Source organism: Methylobacterium sp. E-065 (genome assembly GCF_022829605.1).
GTDB lineage: Bacteria > Pseudomonadota > Alphaproteobacteria > Rhizobiales > Beijerinckiaceae > Methylobacterium.
In genome coordinates, this window is the sequence record NZ_JAKSYD010000206.1 from 21,594 (window position 1) to 41,551 (window position 19,958).

24 protein-coding genes and 1 tRNA gene are annotated in these 19,958 nt (G+C 69.1%); 16 read left to right on the forward strand and 9 right to left on the reverse strand.

Going from position 1 to position 19,958, the window contains the following annotated elements; genetic code table 11:
• Positions 1-30: 30 nt before the first annotated feature.
• Positions 31-264: a GcrA family cell cycle regulator gene (locus MKK84_RS25345; protein WP_243924797.1), complete on the reverse strand. Its 234-nt coding sequence runs from the start codon at positions 262-264 to the stop codon at positions 31-33.
• Between the two features lie 387 nt (positions 265-651).
• Between MKK84_RS25345 and sseA the strand changes: the two genes are divergently transcribed.
• Positions 652-1,500 carry a 3-mercaptopyruvate sulfurtransferase gene (gene sseA, locus MKK84_RS25350; RefSeq protein ID WP_243924798.1) on the forward strand — a complete coding sequence of 283 codons (849 nt, stop codon included), beginning with the start codon at positions 652-654 and terminating at the stop codon, positions 1,498-1,500.
• Positions 1,501-1,563: 63 nt separating this feature from the next.
• The gene (locus MKK84_RS25355) at positions 1,564-2,040 is read left to right on the forward strand and encodes a hypothetical protein (RefSeq protein WP_243924799.1); all 477 of its coding nucleotides are present in this window, start codon (positions 1,564-1,566) and stop codon (positions 2,038-2,040) included.
• A 109-nt stretch (positions 2,041-2,149) separates the two neighbouring features.
• Here the strand turns inward: MKK84_RS25355 and MKK84_RS25360 are convergent, their stop codons facing one another.
• The 4 genes from MKK84_RS25360 to MKK84_RS25375 are packed head-to-tail and all read right to left on the reverse strand — an operon-like array spanning position 2,150 to position 5,375.
• Complete coding sequence (locus MKK84_RS25360) at positions 2,150-2,974, reverse strand: FTR1 family protein (protein WP_243924800.1); 825 nt, start codon at positions 2,972-2,974, stop codon at positions 2,150-2,152.
• A 49-nt stretch (positions 2,975-3,023) separates the two neighbouring features.
• Positions 3,024-4,457 (reverse strand): 4Fe-4S binding protein, encoded by a 1,434-nt coding sequence (locus MKK84_RS25365; RefSeq protein ID WP_243924801.1) that lies wholly within the window; start codon positions 4,455-4,457, stop codon positions 3,024-3,026.
• Complete coding sequence (locus MKK84_RS25370; RefSeq protein WP_243924802.1) at positions 4,454-4,795, reverse strand: cupredoxin domain-containing protein; 342 nt, start codon at positions 4,793-4,795, stop codon at positions 4,454-4,456. Before MKK84_RS25370 ends, MKK84_RS25365 begins: the two co-directional genes overlap by 4 nt.
• Before the next feature lie 16 nt (positions 4,796-4,811).
• Positions 4,812-5,375, reverse strand: coding sequence for an iron transporter (locus MKK84_RS25375; RefSeq protein ID WP_243924803.1), 564 nt, complete (start codon positions 5,373-5,375; stop codon positions 4,812-4,814).
• A 366-nt stretch (positions 5,376-5,741) separates the two neighbouring features.
• Here MKK84_RS25375 and MKK84_RS25380 point away from each other — a divergent pair, with 366 nt between their 5' ends.
• Entirely contained in the window at positions 5,742-7,898 is a 2,157-nt protein-coding gene (locus tag MKK84_RS25380) for a carbohydrate porin (protein WP_243924804.1), read from the forward strand.
• 155 nt (positions 7,899-8,053) lie between these two features.
• Here MKK84_RS25380 and lipB read toward each other — a convergent pair whose 3' ends face one another.
• Positions 8,054-8,797 (reverse strand): lipoyl(octanoyl) transferase LipB, encoded by a 744-nt coding sequence (gene lipB, locus MKK84_RS25385; RefSeq protein ID WP_409566545.1) that lies wholly within the window; start codon positions 8,795-8,797, stop codon positions 8,054-8,056.
• Positions 8,798-8,886: 89 nt separating this feature from the next.
• Between lipB and MKK84_RS25390 the strand changes: the two genes are divergently transcribed.
• Both MKK84_RS25390 and MKK84_RS25395 read left to right on the forward strand, forming a co-directional pair.
• Positions 8,887-9,192, forward strand: a complete 306-nt coding sequence (locus tag MKK84_RS25390) for a FliM/FliN family flagellar motor switch protein (protein ID WP_243924821.1) — start codon at positions 8,887-8,889, stop codon at positions 9,190-9,192.
• 123 nt (positions 9,193-9,315) lie between these two features.
• Positions 9,316-9,400 (forward strand) — tRNA-Leu (locus tag MKK84_RS25395).
• Positions 9,401-9,655: 255 nt separating this feature from the next.
• Here the strand turns inward: MKK84_RS25395 and MKK84_RS25400 are convergent.
• Both MKK84_RS25400 and MKK84_RS25405 read right to left on the reverse strand, forming a co-directional pair.
• Entirely contained in the window at positions 9,656-9,928 is a 273-nt protein-coding gene (locus tag MKK84_RS25400; protein WP_243924806.1) for a hypothetical protein, read from the reverse strand.
• 98 nt (positions 9,929-10,026) lie between these two features.
• Positions 10,027-10,572, reverse strand: a complete 546-nt coding sequence (locus MKK84_RS25405) for a ComEA family DNA-binding protein (RefSeq protein ID WP_243924807.1) — start codon at positions 10,570-10,572, stop codon at positions 10,027-10,029.
• Positions 10,573-11,060: 488 nt separating this feature from the next.
• On the opposite strand from MKK84_RS25405, the gene MKK84_RS25410 reads away from it, so the two are divergent.
• The 6 genes from MKK84_RS25410 to MKK84_RS25435 all read left to right on the forward strand — a co-directional run bounded on the left by MKK84_RS25410 (position 11,061) and on the right by MKK84_RS25435 (position 14,868).
• Complete coding sequence (locus MKK84_RS25410; RefSeq protein WP_243924808.1) at positions 11,061-12,590, forward strand: DEAD/DEAH box helicase; 1,530 nt, start codon at positions 11,061-11,063, stop codon at positions 12,588-12,590.
• Positions 12,591-12,867: 277 nt separating this feature from the next.
• Complete coding sequence (locus MKK84_RS25415) at positions 12,868-13,341, forward strand: SRPBCC family protein (protein WP_243924809.1); 474 nt, start codon at positions 12,868-12,870, stop codon at positions 13,339-13,341.
• A 135-nt stretch (positions 13,342-13,476) separates the two neighbouring features.
• Positions 13,477-13,662, forward strand: coding sequence for a YegP family protein (locus tag MKK84_RS25420; protein WP_243924810.1), 186 nt, complete (start codon positions 13,477-13,479; stop codon positions 13,660-13,662).
• Positions 13,663-13,839: 177 nt separating this feature from the next.
• Positions 13,840-14,106 carry a hypothetical protein gene (locus MKK84_RS25425; protein ID WP_243924822.1) on the forward strand — a complete coding sequence of 89 codons (267 nt, stop codon included), beginning with the start codon at positions 13,840-13,842 and terminating at the stop codon, positions 14,104-14,106.
• 145 nt (positions 14,107-14,251) lie between these two features.
• Complete coding sequence (locus tag MKK84_RS25430; protein ID WP_243924811.1) at positions 14,252-14,389, forward strand: hypothetical protein; 138 nt, start codon at positions 14,252-14,254, stop codon at positions 14,387-14,389.
• A gap of 26 nt (positions 14,390-14,415) precedes the next feature.
• Positions 14,416-14,868 carry an acyl-CoA thioesterase gene (locus MKK84_RS25435; protein WP_243924812.1) on the forward strand — a complete coding sequence of 151 codons (453 nt, stop codon included), beginning with the start codon at positions 14,416-14,418 and terminating at the stop codon, positions 14,866-14,868.
• Between the two features lie 67 nt (positions 14,869-14,935).
• Here the strand turns inward: MKK84_RS25435 and MKK84_RS25440 are convergent, their stop codons facing one another.
• Positions 14,936-15,475, reverse strand: a complete 540-nt coding sequence (locus tag MKK84_RS25440; protein WP_243924813.1) for a superoxide dismutase family protein — start codon at positions 15,473-15,475, stop codon at positions 14,936-14,938.
• A gap of 108 nt (positions 15,476-15,583) precedes the next feature.
• Between MKK84_RS25440 and MKK84_RS25445 the strand changes: the two genes are divergently transcribed.
• The 5 genes from MKK84_RS25445 to MKK84_RS25465 all read left to right on the forward strand — a co-directional run.
• Entirely contained in the window at positions 15,584-16,348 is a 765-nt protein-coding gene (locus tag MKK84_RS25445; protein WP_243924814.1) for a TlyA family RNA methyltransferase, read from the forward strand.
• The gene (locus tag MKK84_RS25450; protein ID WP_243924815.1) at positions 16,345-17,592 is read left to right on the forward strand and encodes a class I SAM-dependent RNA methyltransferase; all 1,248 of its coding nucleotides are present in this window, start codon (positions 16,345-16,347) and stop codon (positions 17,590-17,592) included. Before MKK84_RS25445 ends, MKK84_RS25450 begins: the two co-directional genes overlap by 4 nt.
• Before the next feature lie 53 nt (positions 17,593-17,645).
• Positions 17,646-17,918: a hypothetical protein gene (locus tag MKK84_RS25455; protein WP_243924816.1), complete on the forward strand. Its 273-nt coding sequence runs from the start codon at positions 17,646-17,648 to the stop codon at positions 17,916-17,918.
• Positions 17,919-18,186: 268 nt separating this feature from the next.
• Positions 18,187-19,191: a magnesium transporter CorA family protein gene (locus MKK84_RS25460; RefSeq protein ID WP_243924817.1), complete on the forward strand. Its 1,005-nt coding sequence runs from the start codon at positions 18,187-18,189 to the stop codon at positions 19,189-19,191.
• 95 nt (positions 19,192-19,286) lie between these two features.
• A partial coding sequence (locus MKK84_RS25465; RefSeq protein ID WP_243924818.1) for an MCP four helix bundle domain-containing protein occupies positions 19,287-19,958 on the forward strand: 672 nt, incomplete at its 3' end.

The following is a 19,958-nucleotide window of genomic DNA, read 5'->3' on the forward strand; positions in this document are numbered from 1 at the left end:
GCGGGGGCGACGCCCCGCTCAGAGCAGAGTTTAGCGGATACGGCCCGGACGGGTCGGCTCGAACACGATCCGGCGGTGATAGGCACACCAGCTCTTGCCGTCAGACACCGGTGCGCCGCAGCAGACCGCCCGGTCGTTCGGCTCGCCGATGATGTACTTGCACACGAAGGCCCCGGACTGCGCGAAGGGCACGCGCAGATCGGCCGACGGCTCCTTGACGGTCTCGGCGTCGCCGATCTGGGACATGCGAACGAGTTGATTCATGGTGTCGATCGGCTCAATGATGATCCTGCTCGATGGGACCAGGGGCCCCGGCAGCTGGAAGGGTCGGACGCCTCTCCCTCGGGCAGCGACCCCGGGCGCATCCGTGGGGATGGCGTCCGAATCGACTCGCCCGATGCCGACCGGCGCGATCGGCGTCATCGTGTTGTCGTAACTGGGGTTAAGGCAATTTAAAACAAGACCAACGTGCACGCACTGCATCGGAGCACGGTGCCGGATGCGTAGCTGGCGGGCATATCGCCTGTTCGATTGACATTCGCCGGGCTGACGAAACGTCCTGAACGCTCGCAATCGCATCCCGTCCGGGTGTGCAAGCCGGACCGACCTGTGGTTTGGTTCGGGTTCCCGCGACCAGAGCCGGACTTGCCCATGGCCCAAGCGCCCCTCGTGTCACCCGATTGGCTGCACGACCGCCTCACCGCCCCCGACCTCGTGATCCTCGATGCCTCCTGGTATCTTCCGGCCGCAGGCCGAGATCCCGAGGCCGGGTTCCGCGAGGCCCATATCCCCGGCGCCCGGCGCTTCGACCTCGACGCGATGAGCGACACCGAGTCGAGCCTGCCCCACATGCTGCCCCGCCCGGAGGTCTTCGCCGCACGGATGCGGGCGCTCGGCGTCGGCGACGGCCAGCAGATCGTGGTCTACGACGGGATGGGCCTGTTCTCGGCGCCGCGGGTCTGGTGGATGCTCAAGGCCTTCGGGGTGCGCGATGCCCTCGTGCTCGATGGCGGGCTCCCGGCCTGGGTGGCGGCGGGCTACCCCACCGAGGAGGGCGAGCCGCACCCGCGCGAACGCCGGCACTTCACGGCCCGGCTCGATCACGGCGCGGTGGCGGATGCGGACGACGTCGCCCGCGCCCTGGCGAGCGGCGCGGCTCAGGTGGTCGATGCCCGCTCGGGCACCCGGTTCCGCGGCGAGGAGCCGGAGCCGCGCCCCGGGGTCCGTCCCGGTCACATGCCGGGCGCCTGCAACCTGCACTATGCGGCGCTCCAGCGCGACGGCCGGATGAAGAGCCCGGAGGAACTGACTGCCGTCTTCGCGGAGAATGGCGTCGATCCGGACCGGCCGATCGTGACCACCTGCGGCTCCGGGGTGACCGCGGCGATCATCGCGCTGGCCCTGGAAACGATGGGCCGGCCCGCTCGCGGCCTCTACGACGGCTCGTGGTCGGAATGGGGCGCAGACACGAACCGGGCGGTGGCGACCGGGGCTCCTTGACGGACGGCCGATCCAATCCGATATATCGAAAGCGCCTCGGCTGGGCGCTCTACGGAGAAGATCATGCCGCATCACGACACCACCGCCCTGTCGGGCACCATCCAGCACGTCTTTGCACACCGCTTCACCTTCGAAGCGGACGGCGCCACGCACTTGGCCGATCTCGGTCCCAAGGGCGCTGACGCGTTCCCGCTCGCGACCGGTCTGCGCGTCACCTTGGAGGGGGAGCGCCGCCCCTCGGAGATCAAGGTCACGCGGATTGCCGCCGAGGGCCGGGAGCCGGTGCTGATCCAGCACAAGAAGCCCAACCACCCGCCGGGTGCGGCACGGCCGGACGTGCCGGCCGATCCCGCCACGGCCCTCGCGGCGGCGGCGGCCGATGGCTGGTCGGTCACGGGGGCTCCGCGCAAGAAGCCGAAGCACTTCGAGCTTCTGGCCCACCGCGGCGACGACGTTGCCACGGAGTTGCACGTCGATTTCGCCGGGACGATCTACAAGCAGAAGCCGGCCGACGTCGCGAAATGGGCCGTGCCGGCCTGACGAACCGGAAAAACCGGACTTCTCCGCCGGAAGCGGCGGGGCTGTCCGGGCGTGCGAGATCCGGGCGTGCGAGATCCGGGCGCGGGTCGGCCTCCGGGCCGACCCGCATTCAGGCAGGCCGCATGGCGCGGCGCTTGTCGGCGGCGCTCCATTGCATCAGCCCAACCATGACCGCGATGGTCGCCACGTAGACCAGCCCCTGCAGCACAGTCGGCCGATCGGTGTAGCCCACGAGGGCGTGCAGGATGCGGCCCGGCCAGGACGTCTCCGCGATCACGCCCGAGCTGTTCCAGAGGGTGTGGCCGAGGACATCCACCACGCCGGCATTGGCCAGGAACTGGGCAGCCTGCGCGGCAAGCCCCGCGGCCAGGAAGATGATCAGCACGCTGGTCACCGAGAACACATAGCGGCTGGGGATCGACGCGAGCCCGAAATACGTCACCGCCGAGAGCAGCGCCCCCGCCCCGATGCCGGCCACGGCGCCGAACTGGATATCCGCCCCCGAGGTGCCCGAGGCCACGAGGCCATAGAGGAACAGCACCAGTTCGGCACCCTCGCGCAGGATCGCGGCGCCGATCACGATGGAGAGGGCAGCGGCCTCGCGCTCGCCCGAGCGCACCGCCGCACCGGCCGCGCGCAATTCGCCCGCCAGTTCCTTGCCGTGCTTGCTCATCCAGGTGTTGTGCCAGACCAGCAGCAGCACCGCGACGATCAGCACCGCGGCGTTCAGGATGTCCTGCCCGCTGCCCTCGAACGCGTCGGAGATCTTTTCCGCGAACAGGGCTACGAGGCCGGCCCCGGCCAATCCGCCCGCGATGCCCAGCAGCACCCAGCGCATCCGGCCGGGGATGCCGCGGGTCGCCGCCAGCACGATCGAGATGATGAGGCCCGCCTCGATGACTTCGCGGAAGGCGATGACGAAGGCGCCGATCATGGCGGTCTCCAGAGGTTGCGAGGTGTTGCGAGAGGGCGCGCGGACCGCGCTACCAGATCCAGAACATCAGCACCCAGTTGACCACCGACAGGATGGCCGCACCGAGGATGCAGGTGGTGGCCGCAGCCCGTCGGAGACCGTGGGCGTCGAGGCCGGCGACCCGCCAGGCGAGCCAGACGCTCCACAGGCTCGCCCCGCCGAGCATCCCGGCGCGGATCTCCGACACGTAGGGGATCACGATGCCGTCGCCCCGCAGGAACGTGACGGTAAGCGCCGAGAGCCCCAGGAAGACCCCGCAGCCCGCCACCGGGATGAGCGTCTGCGTCAGGTGGTGAAAGCGCCGGAGCGACCAGCCCCCGAGGGAGATGGTCGCCAGCGCGACGATCCCCGACAGGACAAGCCCGAGGATCACCGTCGCCGCGCCGATATAGGCCAGCAGCAGCCCGCCATCGAGAAGTGTCATGACGTCGCTGCGGTCGGGGTAGTTGGTCAGCACGAACCAGGGCGCCGACATCTCCAGCGGCCACGTCACCCCACGCTCGATGAGCCAGGTGGCGGCCCATTGCTTGGCCTCGACGTACCAGGGGCTCGCCGACCACTGGAACGCCCCCACCGCCAGGGCCAGCATGCCGAACAGGATCAGCACGGTCTGGTTGAAATCCGGCTCGGTGCCGGCGACGTGCACGATCTCATGATTGGGCGAGCGCAGGGCGAGGCGCACCGCCCCGCGATGATTGCTGCATCGCCCGCACATGTGGCAGGCCCCGGAGCCGCGCATCGTCTTCACCGGCACGAGCGGCGCGCAGTTGAACGCCTCGGCACCCCGGGCGGGCTTGGGCGAGGCCGCCCAGGCGGCGCGGTCGACCTGGAAGCTGATCGGGGCGAGCTTCGACAGCACCGCGAACACGCCGTTGACCGGGCACAGATAGCGGCACCAGACCCGCTTGTTGCGCCCGTAGAGCAGCCCGATGACGATCGCCGCCAGGGTCGAGCCGCCGAGCACCGCCAGGACCGGCTTCGGATAGCCGTACACGCTGGTCATCTGGCCGTAGACCGTGGTGCCGGCAAACGCCAGGAACGGCCAGCCCTGCCACGTGATCCAGCGCGGCACGGCATAGCCGCGGCTCCAACGGCTGGCGAACTCGCTCAGCGCCCCCTCAGGGCAGAGCACCCCGCACCACGCCCGACCGACCAGCACCATGCTGAGCAGCACGAACGGCCACCAGATCCCCCAGAAGGCGAACTGCGCGGCCAGCGTCAGGTTGGTCCAGATATGGGCGGCGTTGTCGGGCAGCGGCAACAGGGCGGGCACGATCACCAGCACCGCGTAGACGGCGATGATCAGCCACTGCACGGCCCGGAGCACCCAGCCGTAGCGGCGCATGCCGTCGCCGAGTTGCGCGAGCCGTGCGTCGATCCAGGCGCGGCGTGCGGGACGAGAGACGGCGGACAGGGCCGCAGGCGCTGTCGTCGACGCGCTCATTTGGCGACCAGGGTCGCCTTGGCGTCGGGATGGAAATCGTCGAACACCTGATAGGTGCCCGGATCGAGGGTGCGGAACACGATCGCCGAGGTCGAACCCGCCGCCAGCGCCTTCTCGCGCTTGAGCTCCGCGCTCTCGAACTCGACGGGCGACTGGCCGGTATTCGAGATCTCCAGCTTGAAGCGGGTGTTGGCCGGCACCTCGATCACCGCCGGGAGGATCACGCCGTCGCGCATCTCCACCTTGATCACCGGCATGTCGTCCGCGCGCACGGACGCGGCCGCGGAAGCAGCGAGGAGCAGGGCAACGAGTGCGGCAGCGCGCAGCGGGCGGGACACGAACACCTCCGGAAACTTAATAGGCGCCCTTCTTGCCGACGCCGGCGAAGGTGAAGTCCTGCACGACGTCGAACGGCTCGAACCACGGGCCGACCCCCGTCTCCTTGTCGACGTGGCGGCCGAAATGGCTGTCCTTGCCGGGGGGCGCGACGGTGACCTTCAGGCGATAGCGGCCGGGGCCGAACAGCTTGACGTTGTCGCCGTAATGCGGCCCGTCATTGGCGACCATCGGCATCAGCATCCCCGACACCTTCTGGTCGGTCGGCTTGTCGCCGTCGAGCTTTACCGCCTCGAAATGCACGTCGAGGGCCGGCACCCAGTCGCCTTCGGCGAAGCCGTTGCGGTTGTCCTTGGCGGCGCGAATGTCGGTCTCGAGATGGAGGTCCGATTGCGCGGCCGCGCGCATCATCCCGGCAGGCTCCATCTCGATCGGCTGCAAATAGACGGCAGCGACTTCCAGGCCGTTGCGGGTCACATGCGGGCCGATCGGCACCTCCTTGGCCGCGGCCGATCCCGCGATCGCGAGGGCGGCGACCATGGCGAGGCCGCGGAGAATCGTCGGGGCGGTTGAGGCACGCATGGTTTTGCACATAGACCCTCGCGCCAGAACTTCAAACAGGCATCACCCCACTATCAAATAATAACAATTCTAATCTGAAAGCCTATTGGGATGCTGGCGCTGTATTTCCCTGTCTCAGTCGCCCACTTGTCCGATTGTAATCTGTCGCAACCAAGACTTTTCTCCCGCCTGTTGCCGACCGGATCTTGACCGGTGCAGCGATCTCGGGAACGTCATGCAACTGCCACGCTAAAGGCCGAAACCATGGCCGAGGAGCGGATGCAGCGATGCCGCACCTGCGACACCGCGTGCGACGCCCCGGCCCGCCACGGCTTGCGCGGAAGCGAAGCGGGTTTTAGCAAAAGCTATATTGTTGCTGTGAGTCGCATGAGAATCCGTCCCGCGCCCCTGGCTCAAGCGAAATTCCGTGCTCGAATCTCGGCGCTGACCCAGGCGGCCGTTCTCCTGCTGACGCCTGCAGTCATCGCGCCTGCCGGCGCGGCCGACCTCGGGGCGCAGCGTCCGGCTGGGGAGGTATCCGCCTACACCGACTGGTCGGGCGGCTATGTCGGACTGGAGGGCAGTGCCGGCGGCTCCTACGGGGCCTACACGTTCGGCCCGACGACGATCGGGGGGCGGCCGGTCCCGGCCTTCAAGAGCGGCGACTCGACGGGCCGCAGCGACCAGGGGCGCAACGCCACCACGGCGGTGGGCGGGCTGTTCGGCGGCTGGAACTGGCAGGCGGGCCCCTGGGTATACGGCGTCGAGGCCAATATCGACGCGGCGAACCTGAAGCGGCCGGTCCCCTCGACCCTCGCGGGCTTCGGCTACGCGGATGTGGACCCCGCGTTCAACATCGTGCGCGCCAAGACCGAACTCTACGGCACCCTGCGGGCGCGGCTCGGCTACAGCTTCGAGCGCTATCTCGTCTACGGGTCCTTCGGCCTCGCCGGCGCGAACGCGCGCTTCCTCGCGACCTATCCGGATCTCGATACGGGCAGCCAGAATACGGCGCGGCGCGAACTCGGCTATGTCGGGTTCACGCTCGGAGCGGGCGTGCAATACGCCATCACCGACCACCTCGCCCTGGGGATCGACTATCGCTACGTCGATCTCGGCGGTAGCCGGCGCTTCGGCTTGGGCACAGTCCCCGGCGATCTGGGCGGACCGGTCTCGACCCGGGCCAGCTTCACTTCGCACCAGATGTTCGCCCGCCTGATGTGGTTCCCGGACGGGCTGCGGGTCCCGCCGGATCCGGACGAGACGGCACCGCACGATCCCGACAATGGCGATACCGGCCGCTTTTCCTTGCACGGGCAGACGACGCTGATTGCGCAGGGCGTGCCGAACTTCCGCTCGCCGTATGAGGGCGCGCAGAGCCAGATCCCGAATCAGACCCGGCAGACCACCACGGCCACGATCTTCCTCGGGCTCAAGCTCACCGACACCACGGAAGTCTATTACAATCCCGAGTTCAGCCAGGGGTTCGGCCTGTCGCGGACGCTGGGCGTGGCCGGCTTCGTCAACGGCGAGGCGCAGAAGGCCGGCGCCCCGTTCCCGAAGCTGCGCTCGAACCGCTACTACGTGAAGCAGACGATCAACCTCGGCGGTGAGACCGTAGAGGTGCCGGACGGGCCGAACCAGGTTGCCACCCGCTACGATGCCGAGCGGATCACGCTGATCGCCGGCAAGTTCGCGCTGGGCGACTTCTTCGACGGCAACATCTACGCGCACGATCCGCGGGTGGACTTCTTCAACTGGTCGATCTGGGGCTCCTCGGCCTGGGACTTCCCGGCGAACCTCCCCGGCTTCACGCAGGGTGTCTATGCCGAGTACAACCGGCCGGAATTTGCGATCCGCGCCGCCTACACGCAGGTGCCCAAGGAGCCGTCGAGCGACGTGCTCGATCCGCGGGTGTTCCGCCGGGCGGGGCTCAACGCCGAGTTCGAGCAGCGCTACGTCCTGCCGGGGCTGGACCAGCCGGGCAAGCTGCGCCTCGGGTTCTTCTCGAATGTCGGCAACTCGGCCAACAACCGGGAGGTGGTGACGCTGACGCAACTCGGCGCGTTCGACGACATCAACGACGCGGCGGGGGCAACCCGGCGCCCCTGGCGCAAGACCGGCGGCTACGTCAACCTGGAACAGGCGCTGACGCCGGAACTCGGCCTGTTCGCCCGCGCCAGCCTGAACGACGGCCGCACGGAGAACATCTCGTTCACCGATGTCGACCAGAGCTTCTCCGGTGGCCTGTCGCTGAAGGGCAAGGCCTGGGACCGGCCGGACGACACCGTCGGGATCGGCGCGGCGATGAACGGGCTCTCGCCCTCCCACCGGGCGGCCTTCGCGGGCGGCTTCTACGGGCTGCTGATCGGCGACGGCCGGCTCAACTACGGCACCGAGCGGGCTCTGGAGACCTATTACGCCCTGAACCTGACCAAGTTCGTGACCCTGACCTTCGACTACCAGTTCATCGACAATCCCGGCTACAACCGCGACCGCGGCCCGGCCCACTTCTTCGCCTCGCGGCTGCACGCGGATTTCTGACAGCGCACGACGCCTGTTCGGATGGTGTTGGGCGAACGTCCGCGCGGGTGTTGCGAACGTCATGGTTTCGAAAGGTCGAGACCTTTCGCGGGTGCAGGGCAGCGCCCTGCGATCCGACGCGCAGACGCCTGAGGCTTGCCTCGGCCAGAACGCGCTCACGGATCGCCGGCGTTTACGGACTCCATCGCCGTCACCCCAAAAATATCCTCGAACGCCGCCCGGAGCTGCATGTCCACCTCGGCCATGCTCACCGGCAGACCGAGATCGACGAGGCTCGTCACGCCATGCAGGCGCACCCCGCAGGGCACGATCCCGTCGAAATGCGCGAGGTCCGGCTCGACGTTCAGGCTGATCCCGTGAAAACTCACCCAGCGGCGCACCCGGATGCCGATCGCCGCGATCTTGTCCTCGACCTCCGGCCCCTTCTCGGGGCGGCGCACCCAGACGCCGACCCGGTCCTCCCGGCGCTCGGCACGGACGTTGAAAGCCGCGAGCGTCTCGATCAGCCACGCCTCCAGGCTCGCCACGTAGGCGCGCAGATCGCGGCTGCGGCGGTCGAGATCGAGCATCACGTAGGCCACGCGCTGGCCGGGGCCGTGATAGGTGTACTGCCCGCCCCGCCCCGTGGCGTGGACCGGGAACCGGTCGGGCGTCACCAGATCCTCCGGCCGGGCCGACGTTCCGGCCGTGTAGAGCGGCGGATGCTCCAGCAGCCAGACACATTCGGGTGCCGTACCGCGGGCGATCGCCTCGACCCGCGCCTCCATCCAGGCCACGGCGGCCTCGTACGCCACGGGCGCGTCGCTCACCCGCCACGTCACCGGCCCCGCGACCGGATCGGAGCCGGGCCGCTTCGGGAAGGCATGGGGACTCACCATGAGGCGGGGCGCGTTTACCAATGGTTCACCATCCTGCGTCGATGGTCGAAGCCTTCAACATCCGCGGCCGGCGATTGCAAGGTCTTGGCCGCGAGACGGGATGGCGGGCAGTGGCGGTCTTCGAGACGCTGAAGGTCGATCTGACGGTGGTGCTCGGCCGCACCCGCATGCCGCTGCACATGCTGCTGCGCATGGGCCGCGGCGCCGTGATCGAGCTGGACGCCAGCGACAGCGACATGGTCGAGATCCTGGCCAACGACCATCCGGTCGCCCGCGGGCAGATCGTGGTGACCGGTGACCGCATCTCCGTCGAGGTGACGGAGTTGATCCGCAAGGCGGCCTCGATCGTGGAGCCGGGCGCCAGCATCGGTGACGGTGCGGCCTCGTTTCTGGACAGCGGGTACGAGTCCGCGTGAGCGAAGCGCTTGTCGGCGGCGGATCGATCTGTTATCCGCTGCGCCGCCGGCACCAGATCGGCCTCCGGGATTTCCCGCGGGCCGCTTTTGTCGAGCGAGCGGACACGGATCGTCGCGTCCGATGCGGCCATGGCGGAATTGGTAGACGCGCTAGCTTGAGGTGCTAGTCCCGCGAGGGGTGGAGGTTCGAGTCCTCTTGGCCGCACCATTCTTCTCTCTCTTGAAGAGACAGGATTGGTGCAGAACGACGTGACCGGGGCGACCAGAGCCCCAGGAGCGGTCCCGCACGATCACCAACAGATTTGCAGTCGACCAGACTGGCCCTGGCTACCGGGACCGGTCGGCGGTCCGCAGGTGATATTCAGTCCGATCCCGACGTTCGATGCCCACCCACGGCGTCATGCCGTGGGAAAGTGCGGCGCTGCGAGGCGGCAGCCGACAATCGACCCCCGCCCGCAGACGCTCAGCGGCCCGATGGCTGGCCGGTCGTGCCGTGCTGGAACCCCGACGCGTTCGGCGGGCCCTTCATCTTGCCGTCCTGGGTGGCGGTGGTGTCCGGCGTGGTGGCGCCGGCTGTCCCTGTGGTCTCCGCCTTGCCGAAGCCCGCGGCATTGGGCGAGCCCTGCATGCGGGGCGTTGTTCCGGGCGTGCCAGCACCACCGGCATTTTCGGCGGCGAAACTGGCGGTCCCCATCGACAACAGGCCAACAGCCGCGATCAGTGCGGTCTTTCGCATGGCAGACTCCTCGAGCGTTCCACGATCACGTCTTGTGCGTGATCCGTGCACCAACGTCCGCAATGGACGCCTGTTCACTTCGTCAGTCCGTTCGCGGGCTATCGGGCGGTGATCGCGTTTTTGATCGTGTCGTAATCGGCGCGTTTCAGGACCCGGCGCGTCAGGAGCTCATCGGGGGAGGCGTAGGGACGGAACTCGATGATCCTCCGGCCGATCATACCGGCCCCGAGCGCATTCAATTGCTCCACCGACGCCGTGTTGAGATCGACGCTCCCACCCGGCGATACGGAGGGGGCCTGAGCCTCTCCCGGGGCCGGCTCCGTTCGCAAACCTGTTGTGGACGCACCGTCGGATTGCCGCGGGGGAGAGCCGAGATCGGCCGAGGGACCGGGCGACGGGTTCGCCGGAGCAGCAGCGGACGGGGATGATGCCGGGGGCGCCGTCGCCGCCATCCCGGGACCGGCCGACGATCCCGGCACGATGGTCCGGATGGACTGCCCCTTGGCGTCCAGGGTGGTTCGCTGCTGTTGCGACAGGGGAATCACCGTGGAGGTCCGCTTGTCCGGCCCGCCCTGAGGGCGTGGGCCATACCCGATCCACAGGGCTGCCAAGACGATTGCGATCACCGCCAGACCGGCGCTCACGGACAGAACAGATCGGATCATTCGTCCCCCTCTTCGGCTGGCCCGATGCTTATCCCCGGGCCCGCGATACCATCCGCGCTTCCTCACGGATCGCGCGGGGCAATTCAAGGTTCGATGGAGCCGCGTTGAACCGTCCTCCGGCGAGCCAACGCTGTCCCCGGGGCCGGATTGCGCAAGACGGCGACCTGTCGAGCCTTGCACAGGAGGGGGCGGTGCCATGCGGCGGCTCAGGCCGCACGACGTTGACTTCGCAGCCGCACACCTGCATATCGGCGTTGCAGCGTCAGCGGCCGCCATGGCCCGCTTGAGGGGGTTGCGTGACGGATCCTGCGCCATCGCGGCGTGATCCGGCCCCCCTCTTCATAACGTGCATGCACCCGGGCCGCCCCATCACGCGGGCTGCCCCCTGCCAACGGACCGGCCTCAACACGGCATTTCTCGCGCGAAACGCGCGGCGCCCGGCCGGACCTGCTGCATCGGATACATCCTTGACCCAATTCACCGATTTTGGCCTCGCCCAGCCCGTGCTGCGGGCGCTCAGCGAAGCCGGCTACGTCGTGCCGACCCCGATCCAGGCCCAGGCGATCCCGCCGGCCATGACGGGCCGCGACCTCTGCGGCATCGCCCAGACCGGCACCGGCAAGACCGCGGCCTTCGCGCTGCCGATCCTGCACCGCCTCGCGCTCTCGGATCGCCGGGCCCCGCGCCGCGGCTGCCGGGTGCTGGTGCTCTCGCCGACCCGCGAGCTCGCCAACCAGATCGCCGAATCGTTCTCCGATTACGGCCGGCACCTGTCGTTCACCAACACGGTGGTGTTCGGCGGCGTCACCATCAGCCGCCAGGAGCGCGCGCTGGCGCCGGGCGTCGACATCCTCGTCGCCACGCCGGGCCGCCTGATCGACCTGATCGAGCGCCGCTCGCTGACGCTGGAGGGTGTCGAGATCCTCGTCCTCGACGAGGCCGACCAGATGCTCGATCTCGGCTTCATCCACGCCCTCAAGCGCATCGTGAAGATGCTGCCGCAGAAGCGCCAGAGCCTGTTCTTCTCGGCCACCATGCCGAAGAACATCGCGGGGCTGGCGAGCCAGTACCTCACCGATCCGGTCCAGGTCGCGGTGACGCCGGTCGCCACCACGGCCGAACGGGTCGATCAGCAGGTGATCTTCGTCCACACCGGCGCCAAGCAGGCGCTGCTGGGCCACATCCTGCGCGATCCGGCGATCGAGCGCGTCCTCGTTTTCACCCGCACCAAGCACGGGGCGGACCGCGTCGTGCGCGGCCTCGACAAGGTCGGCATCGCGGCCGCCGCGATCCACGGCAACAAGAGCCAGCCCCAGCGCGAGCGGGCGCTCCAGGCCTTCCGCGACGGCGATTGCCGGGTGCTGGTGGCCACCGACATCGCGGCCCGCGGTATCGATGTCGAGGGCGTGAGCCACGTCATCAACTTCGATCTGCCGAACGTGCCGGAGAGCTACGTTCACCGGATCGGGCGGACCGCCCGCGCCGGCGCGGACGGGCTCGCCATCTCGTTCTGCAACGACGAGGAGAAGGCCTACCTGCGCGACATCGAGCGGATCACGCGCCAGAAGGTGCCGGTGGCGGGCTTCCCCGAGGGCTTCACTCCGCCGTCCCGCCAGGAAGCGGCCGAGATCGCCCGCGAGGAAGAGCGCCGGCCCGAGCGGCAGCAGCAGCGTCCGGGTGGTGGCCGCCCGGGCCAGCAGCGGCCCCGGCAGCAGCAGGGTCGTCCTCAGCAGGGGCGCCCCGAAGGCGGACGCGGCTTCGGCGGTCAGGGTGCCGCACCCCGGCAGGGACGGCCTCAAGAGGGCCGGCCGCAGGAGGGCCGTGGCCAGGCTCCGCAGGGCCGCGAGGCCCGGCCGCAGGGCGAGCAGCGCCCGAACCAGAGCCGTCCGAGCCGCGATAGCCGGCCCCAGCGGGCCGATGCCCGGCCGCGCAGCGGCGGCGGCGGCGGTAGCGAGGGCCGCAACATCGGCTGGCTGGAGCGGGCGCCCCGCTCCTAAACAGGCCACGACTTCGAACGCTTTCCGCCGAACTGGATATTGGCTCAGCGGAGAGCGCTCTACACCAGAGCGTTGGAGCCGTGCCTGATCGCAACGCAATCGGGCATGGCACGCGGTGAGACAGCACAGCCGCCCGGGACGGATCCGTCCCGGGCGGTTTTTCGCGTGCTCACACCTTCGTGAGCCGTCAGACGTCGATCTCGTAGCCGCACGAACGCGCGCTAACTGAGCGAGCCGGCCCTAGAGCCAGCAATCCAATCATCGGAGAAAACGCCTCATGCTAAGGATTCTTGTCCCGGCCGCCGCCCTCGTCGTGGCGTCGCTGTCGCCGGCTCTTGCCCTGGAAGTCACGAAGTCGGTCGATGTCGCCGCTGCGCCCGAGGCGGTGTGGAAGACGATCGGCGGCTTCTGCGGGATCGGCGATTGGCATCCGGTGATCGAGAAATGCGCCCTGTCCAAGAAGGGCGGCAAGGATGTCCGGACGCTCAGTCTGAAGGGCGGCGGGACGATCGTCGAGGAGGAAGAGTCCCGCAGCGACAAGAAGATGGACTACACCTACACGATCCTGGAAGGCCCGCTGCCCGTGACCGACTACCACTCGACCATCATGGTGGCGAAGGCCGGCAGCGGCTCCAAGGTGACGTGGACGGGCACGTTCAAGGCCAAGGGCGCTCCGGACGACAAGGCCAAGGAGGCCATCGCCGGCGTCTACGAGGCCGGCCTGAAGGGCATCGCCACCAAGGCGAAGTAAGCAGGCTCCGAGCTAATGCGGGAGAACGGCGCCGTTCTCCCGCGTGTGACGTCCGGCGCCCGCCCTCGGGTGGGCGCCTTCCCTTCCTGACGCGGCAACCCATTTCAGCGGGCGGATTGTCAGGGAGCCTGCACCATGCGGTTCGAACTCTATCGGGATGTGAAGGGCGAGTGGCGCTGGCGCCTGCGGGCGCGCAACGGCGAGGTGATTGCCGAGTCCGGTGAGGGCTACGTCCGTCGCGAGGATTGCGAGCACGGCATCGCCCTCGTGCGGCAAAGCGCCGAGGCGCGCATCGAGGACATGACCACGAAGATCGCCTGACGCCGCGCGTCCCAGGCCTTTCTCAACCCGGGATCAACCCTGTCGAAAACTCAGCAGTGGTTACGCTGCAACGCTTCACCTCGCCCACGCGTTGCAGCGTTTCGGACCGGGCGGTGGGTTCTCGCTTCCCGTGCGGTTCGTCGTCGGAGACGCAATCACACAATGGGAGTCGAGACCGTGCTGAGGAAATTCCTGCTCGCGGCCCTGCTGGTGCTGGGCTTCGCGGCCGCAGCGCCGGAGGGCGCGTCCGCCGCGCCGATCGGCCCGGGGCTCGCCCTGCCGGCCAATGCCGCGCCGGCGGTGGCCGAGAAGGCCCAGTACTACTATCGTCGTCGCTTCTACGGTCCGCGGCCCTTCTACCGCCGCCCCTACTACCGTCGCCGGTTCTACGGCCCGCGGCCCTTCTATCGCCGCCCCTACTACCGCCGCCGGTTCTACTACTAAGCTGATTCCGGCCTGACCGACCCGGCGGCTCCCCGAGCCGCCGGGTTTTTCATGCCGTGAGTCGGGCTGCGCATGAAGTTACCATGCGGTATGATGCCGAAGACGGGATCGTCGACGACAGATCGGCCGCCCGGGAGGATGCCCGATGAACGATGTTGCACAAAGCGCCGAGCCTGCCGCGGCGTCACCGGACCTCTGGCAATCGATCCCACTCGAATGCATCCTGAGCGCGGCCGCCATCCTGCTGGCGGCGGGGCTCAAGCTCGCCGGCCTTCTCTCCTGACGGCGCGCGACGGACGGGTGGTCGGCATGGAGCACGTCGGGATCTCATCGGCCGCGAGCGTGGCGCCGCCTCCGGAGATCGATCTGCCGAAGGGCGACCTGACAGTCCGCACCATCGCCATGCCGGCCGACACCAACGCCAACGGCGACATCTTCGGCGGCTGGGTCCTGTCGCAGATGGATCAGGCCGGCGGTATCGCGGGGGTCGACCGGGCGCAGGGCCGGGTCGTGACCGTGGCGCTCGATGCCATGACCTTCATCCGGCCGGTCCGGGTCGGCGACGTGCTGTGCGTCTACACCCGGGTTTCCCATGTCGGCCGGACCTCGATGAAGATCGAGGTCGAGGCCTGGGCGCGGCGCTTCTGCACCCAGGTCCGCGAGCGGGTGACGCAGGCCACCCTCACCTTCGTGGCTGTCGACGAGGCGGGCCGACCCCGGCCGATCCCGCCGGAAGTCCCCTCGCCCCACGCAGCTACCTGAGCGGGTTTCGCAACAGTGGCCGCCGGCTTTGCGATGAAAACCTGCGACCCGCTCAGGATGTAGACGGCTACTTGATCACCGCGCAGGCGACCCGGTCGCCGGCGCCGCCGATCGGCTGGGTGGTGTGGTCGTCCTCGTTGGCGTGGATGATCAGCGCCGAGCCGTCTCCGTCCTTCAGGCCGCCCTCGCCGTTGAGCGGCGTCTCGCTCCAGACCTCGGCGTTGGCCGAGCCGTCCTGCGCCACGTAGAGGTTCGGCAGGTCGCCCTCGTCCGGCCCGTCCGGGTTCAGCAGGCCGTGCTTGCTCTGGTCGTGGTTCACATGCGCCTTGGAGTTCATGAACTTCGGATCGGAGCAATCGCCGACCGCGTGGAAGTGCAGGCCGTGCCAGCCGGGCGACAGGGCGCCGGCCTGAAGGGCGACGCGCAGCACCAGGGCATTGGCACCGTCGCGGATCGCCAGAGAACCGATCGTGTCGCCCTTGGCGTTCTTGATCGGCGCCGAGAAGGTCTCGGCGGCCTTGGCGGCCTCCTTCGGCGGTTCCTGGGCGTGGGCTGCGCCCGCGGCGACGGTCGCGAGCGCTGCGAGCAGCGGCAGGGTACGAATCATGCGGTGGCTCTCCTGTCAGGCCCGGTCTAGTTAGGGAGCGCGCTCGCCAGCGACAGGGCCGAGCGGGGCACCTATGCCGCAGATCTGCCGGGACCGCACGAAGCCTTGATGACCTCAGACCGGACCATACCGGAGCGCACTACGGCGGCGCGCCGTGCCGACCTGTTCCTGGTGGAGCACGGCCACTTCGAGAGCCGGGCCCGGGCGCAGGCCGCGATCCGCGCCGGGCTGGTGCGCGTCGACGGCCGGCCGCTCGCGCGTGCCTCGGAGGCGATCGAACCCGGGGCCCGGATCGAGTCTAGCCCCGAGCACCCTTACGCCTCGCGCGGGGGCCTCAAGCTGGCCGCGGCCCTGGACGCGTTCGGCCTCGATCCGGCGGGGCGCGTCGCCCTCGATGTCGGCGCTTCGACCGGCGGCTTTACCGATGTGCTGCTCACCCGGGGCGCGCGCTACGTCCATGCGGTCGATGTCGGCCGGGGACAGCTCCATCCGCGACTCCTGGCCGATCCCCGGGTGGTGAACCGCGAGGGCACCGATATCCGCAGCCTGGATCCCGCCGCGCTGGCGCCGCGACCGGACCTCGCGAGCGTCGATGTCAGCTTCATCGGCCTGCGCCTCGTGCTACCGGTGCTACCAGCCCTCCTGGCGCCGGGCTCGGGACTCGTCGCGCTGATCAAGCCGCAATTCGAGGCCGGCCGCGACCGGATCGGCCGGGGCGGCCTGGTGCGCGATCCCGCTATCCACGCGGAGGTCTGCGCGGCCGTGCGCGGCGAATTGGAGCGGCTCGGCGCCGCGATCCTGGGCCTGATCGCCTCGCCGGTGACCGGCGGCGACGGCAATGCCGAGTTCCTGATCGGCGCGAGGTTGGCGTGAGTGAAACGATAAGCGAGACCATCACGATCCGCGATCTCGGCGCCCGCGGCGACGGCATCGCGGAGGACGGGACCCTCGTCTCCTATGCGCTGCCCGGCGAGCGCGTCGCGATCCAGCGCGAGGGGCGCCGCGCCGAACTGCTCGGCGTCGAGCAGCCCTCGGCCGACCGCGTCGAGCCCTTCTGCCCCTACGTGATGCGCTGCGGCGGTTGCCGCACCCAGCACCTCGCGCGGCCGGCCGAACTCGCGTGGAAGCGGGGCCTCGTCGCCCAGGCCCTTTCGCAGGCCGGTCTCGGCGTTGCGCCCGAGCCCGCCATCGACGCTCACGGCACCGGACGGCGGAGGCTCACGCTCCATGTCCGGGCGGTCGAGGGTCGCGCCGAGGCGGGCCTGATGGCGGCGCGCAGCCACGAACTGGTGCCGATCGACCATTGCCCGATTACGGTGCCGGCGCTGCACCCGGCGCCCGACGTGGCGCGCCGCCTCGCCGCTCCCCTCGGCCATGGCCGCAAGCCGCTCGACGTGGCCGTCACCGCCACCGACCAGGGTCTCGACGTCGACCTGCGTGGCCACGGACCGGTGAGCGCCGGCGTCGGGGCCGCCCTGGTGCGGGTCGCGGGCGAACTCGGCCTCGCCCGGCTGTCGCTCCACGGCGAACGTCTGATGGAGGCCGAACCGGTCTCGGTGACCGACGGCGGCACGCGCCTCTACCCCTCGCCCGGCGGGTTCCTTCAGGCGACTGCCGCGGGACAGGCTGTCCTCGTCGAGCTGACCCTTGCGGCCCTTGGGTCCCGTATCCGCAAGGTCGCAGATCTGTTCTCGGGCTGCGGGCCGCTCAGCCTGGCGATGGCCGGGCGCGCTGCGGTCCATGCCGTGGAATCCGACGCGGCGGCGCTGGCCGGTCTCGACCGAGCCTTCCGGGCCGCGACGGGCCTGCGCCAGATCACCACCGAGCGGCGCGACCTGTTCCGCCGCCCGCTGCTGCCCCTCGAACTCGGCGCCTTCGACGCCGTGGTGTTCGATCCGCCCCGGGCCGGCGCGGAGGCCCAGGCCCGCCAGCTCGCCGCCGCGAAAGTGCCGCTGGTGATCGGCATCGCCTGCGACGCCGGCACTTTCGCCCGCGACGCCGCCACGCTGGTGGCCGGCGGTTACCAGCTGGAATCGGTCACGCCGGTCGACCAGTTCCGCCATGCGGGGCATGTCGAGATGGTCGGCGTGTTCCGACGCGCGGCGCAACGGCGATGAGCGACGCAACCTGCAGGGGATTCTCACGTTCTCTCGGCGATTGGAGATTTTCCATGCCCAGAGGATCCCTGCGCCCGCTGGCGCTCGCCGCCCTGAGCCTCGCCCTGCCGGGCTCGCTGGCCGCACAGACCGTCGCCCCCGACGAGACCGGCACAGGCGGTGGCCCCGCCTCGACGATCACGGCGCCGAACACCAATCGTTACGGCGTCACCAAGCCGCCGGGCACCTCCATGGGCCCCGGCGAGGTTCCGTCCCGCCAGGAGCAACGGCGCGAGCGCGCCCTGACCGACAAGATCGACAACAGCATCTGCGACGGCTGCAATTAGGCCGGTCGCCAGCGTCGGTTAGATTCGGCGGCGGATGACGCGGCGCCTGACCACCGGCGCACGTCCGTTCGCCAGGTGCACCCCGCGGACGGCTGACGGGGGCTCTGCACCGGAGACCGACCGGTGCGCGGCAAGCCTGACCGCGATGTCACGGAAGCGTCAGAAAACACCGTCACACCCCCAGCGCAGCTTGCGCCGGGAGTCGCTGTGCCGGATGCGGATAAAACCCAGCGCTGTCCCGTGATCGTCCTGCACCCGAGACCTGTTCGTGATCTTCATCCACCAGCCCGCCGTCGGCGCCGGATCCGCGCTGCTTGAACGCCGCATCATCGACCTCCAGGATCCGATTCCCGAGGATACCGTCTGGCTCGATCTGATCCGGCCGAGCCGCGAGGAGGAGATGAAGGTCGAGGCCTTCGCGGGCATTGAGGTGCCGACCCGCGAGGAGATGAAGGACATCGAGCCGTCCGAGCTGCTCTATGTCGAGGAGGGCGCCCGCTACATGACCGGGCGGGTGCTCTCGAAGGTGAGCGATTCCGAGGAACCGGGGCTCGCCGGCATCACCTTCATCCTGCGGGGCAACCGCCTCGTGACGGTGCGCCACGAGGAGCCGCAGGCGTTCCGGATGTACACGCAGCGCGCTGGCCGCACGATGGGCAACGGCAGCGCCTCCGCGCCTTCCGGCGAGACCATCCTGGCGGGCCTGATCGAGGCGGTGATCGACCGGGCCGCCGACGTGCTCCAGCTGCAGGGCGAGCGGATCGACCGCCTCTCGGGCAAGATCTTCGAGGTGCAGGACGATCCTTCCGCCCGCAACACCGCCCTTCAGGACACGTTGCGCGCGCTGGGCCGGCACGGCGACCTGATCTCGAAGCAACGCGAGAGCCTCGTCTCGATGGAGCGCATCCTGCTCGCGCTCTCGGCGACGTACCGAACCAACAAAGCCCCGCGCGACCTGCGGGAGGATGTCCGCTCGACCCTGCGGGATCTTCAATCCCTGGAGGAGCACGCGACCTTCCTGAACAACAAAATTCAGTTTTTGCTCGACGCGACCCTTGGTCTCGTCAACCTTGAGCAGAACAACATCATCAAGCTGTTCTCGGTCATGGCGGTCGTCTTCATGCCGCCGACGCTGATCGCGTCGATCTACGGCATGAATTTCAAGTCCATTCCGGAACTGGATTTGTCGTTCGGATACCCGATGGCCCTGATCATGATGGTCGTGGCCGCGGTATTTCCGTACTTTTTCTTCCGCTGGAAGAAGTGGCTGTAGAGATAATTCCGGTCTCAAAACGGAAAAGGATTAAGATTTTTATCGGAGAATACGCAACCTGAAGGCGCGGCACCGCCGCGAAGACGGAAATTTCCATGCGTATCTCCCTCAAGACGGTTCTCTCCGGCGCGATCGCCCTGCTGGCGCTCGCCGCGGCCGGCCAGGGCGTCGCCAGTGTCGTGTTCCTGTCCGAGATCGAACAGAACGCGACGGCGGTCTCACAGCAGGCGCTGCCGACCCAGAACCAGGCCGAGGCGATCGGGACGGCCGTCCGGGACGCGCGGCTGAGTCTCTACAGGCTCGCGGTGGCGTCCCCCGACGCGACAGCCCTGGACAAGAACCAGACCGCCCTCACCGATACGCTCGGGTCGCTCTCGGGCCTGCGCCAAGCCTTCCAGGACCGACTCACGGCACCGCGCGACCGGGCGATCTACGAGCGCTTCACCACGGCCTGGAACGCCTACCAGAACGTCCAGCTGCAAGTGGTCGAGCTGATGATCGCGGGCGACCAGCCCGGAGCCCTCGCGCTCGTGCTGGATCCCGCCACCGGGGCGCGCAACGACGAGGCCGTGGCGAGCCTCACGGAAGCGATCGCCTCCGCCCGCGCGCAGACGGAGGCCAACGTCGCCGAGACCGCCCGGGAAGCGACCCGCGCCAAGCTCGTCGCCGTGGTGGCCACCGTGGTCGGCCTCGCGGTCGCCGCCGCCGCATTGCTGTTCGCGATCTTCGGAATCGCCCGGCCGATCGCGCGCATGACCGGTGCGATG

Coding starts and splice junctions, on each gene's coding strand:
- MKK84_RS25345 (WP_243924797.1), bottom strand. CDS start 264: ATGAATCAACTCGTTCGCATGTCCCAGATCGGCGACGCCGAGACCGTC.
- sseA (WP_243924798.1), top strand. CDS start 652: ATGGCCCAAGCGCCCCTCGTGTCACCCGATTGGCTGCACGACCGCCTC.
- MKK84_RS25355 (WP_243924799.1), top strand. CDS start 1,564: ATGCCGCATCACGACACCACCGCCCTGTCGGGCACCATCCAGCACGTC.
- MKK84_RS25360 (WP_243924800.1), bottom strand. CDS start 2,974: ATGATCGGCGCCTTCGTCATCGCCTTCCGCGAAGTCATCGAGGCGGGC.
- MKK84_RS25365 (WP_243924801.1), bottom strand. CDS start 4,457: ATGAGCGCGTCGACGACAGCGCCTGCGGCCCTGTCCGCCGTCTCTCGT.
- MKK84_RS25375 (WP_243924803.1), bottom strand. CDS start 5,375: ATGCGTGCCTCAACCGCCCCGACGATTCTCCGCGGCCTCGCCATGGTC.
- MKK84_RS25380 (WP_243924804.1), top strand. CDS start 5,742: ATGAGAATCCGTCCCGCGCCCCTGGCTCAAGCGAAATTCCGTGCTCGA.
- MKK84_RS25400 (WP_243924806.1), bottom strand. CDS start 9,928: ATGCGAAAGACCGCACTGATCGCGGCTGTTGGCCTGTTGTCGATGGGG.
- MKK84_RS25415 (WP_243924809.1), top strand. CDS start 12,868: ATGCTAAGGATTCTTGTCCCGGCCGCCGCCCTCGTCGTGGCGTCGCTG.
- MKK84_RS25420 (WP_243924810.1), top strand. CDS start 13,477: ATGCGGTTCGAACTCTATCGGGATGTGAAGGGCGAGTGGCGCTGGCGC.
- MKK84_RS25430 (WP_243924811.1), top strand. CDS start 14,252: ATGAACGATGTTGCACAAAGCGCCGAGCCTGCCGCGGCGTCACCGGAC.
- MKK84_RS25435 (WP_243924812.1), top strand. CDS start 14,416: ATGGAGCACGTCGGGATCTCATCGGCCGCGAGCGTGGCGCCGCCTCCG.
- MKK84_RS25440 (WP_243924813.1), bottom strand. CDS start 15,475: ATGATTCGTACCCTGCCGCTGCTCGCAGCGCTCGCGACCGTCGCCGCG.
- MKK84_RS25445 (WP_243924814.1), top strand. CDS start 15,584: ATGACCTCAGACCGGACCATACCGGAGCGCACTACGGCGGCGCGCCGT.
- MKK84_RS25455 (WP_243924816.1), top strand. CDS start 17,646: ATGCCCAGAGGATCCCTGCGCCCGCTGGCGCTCGCCGCCCTGAGCCTC.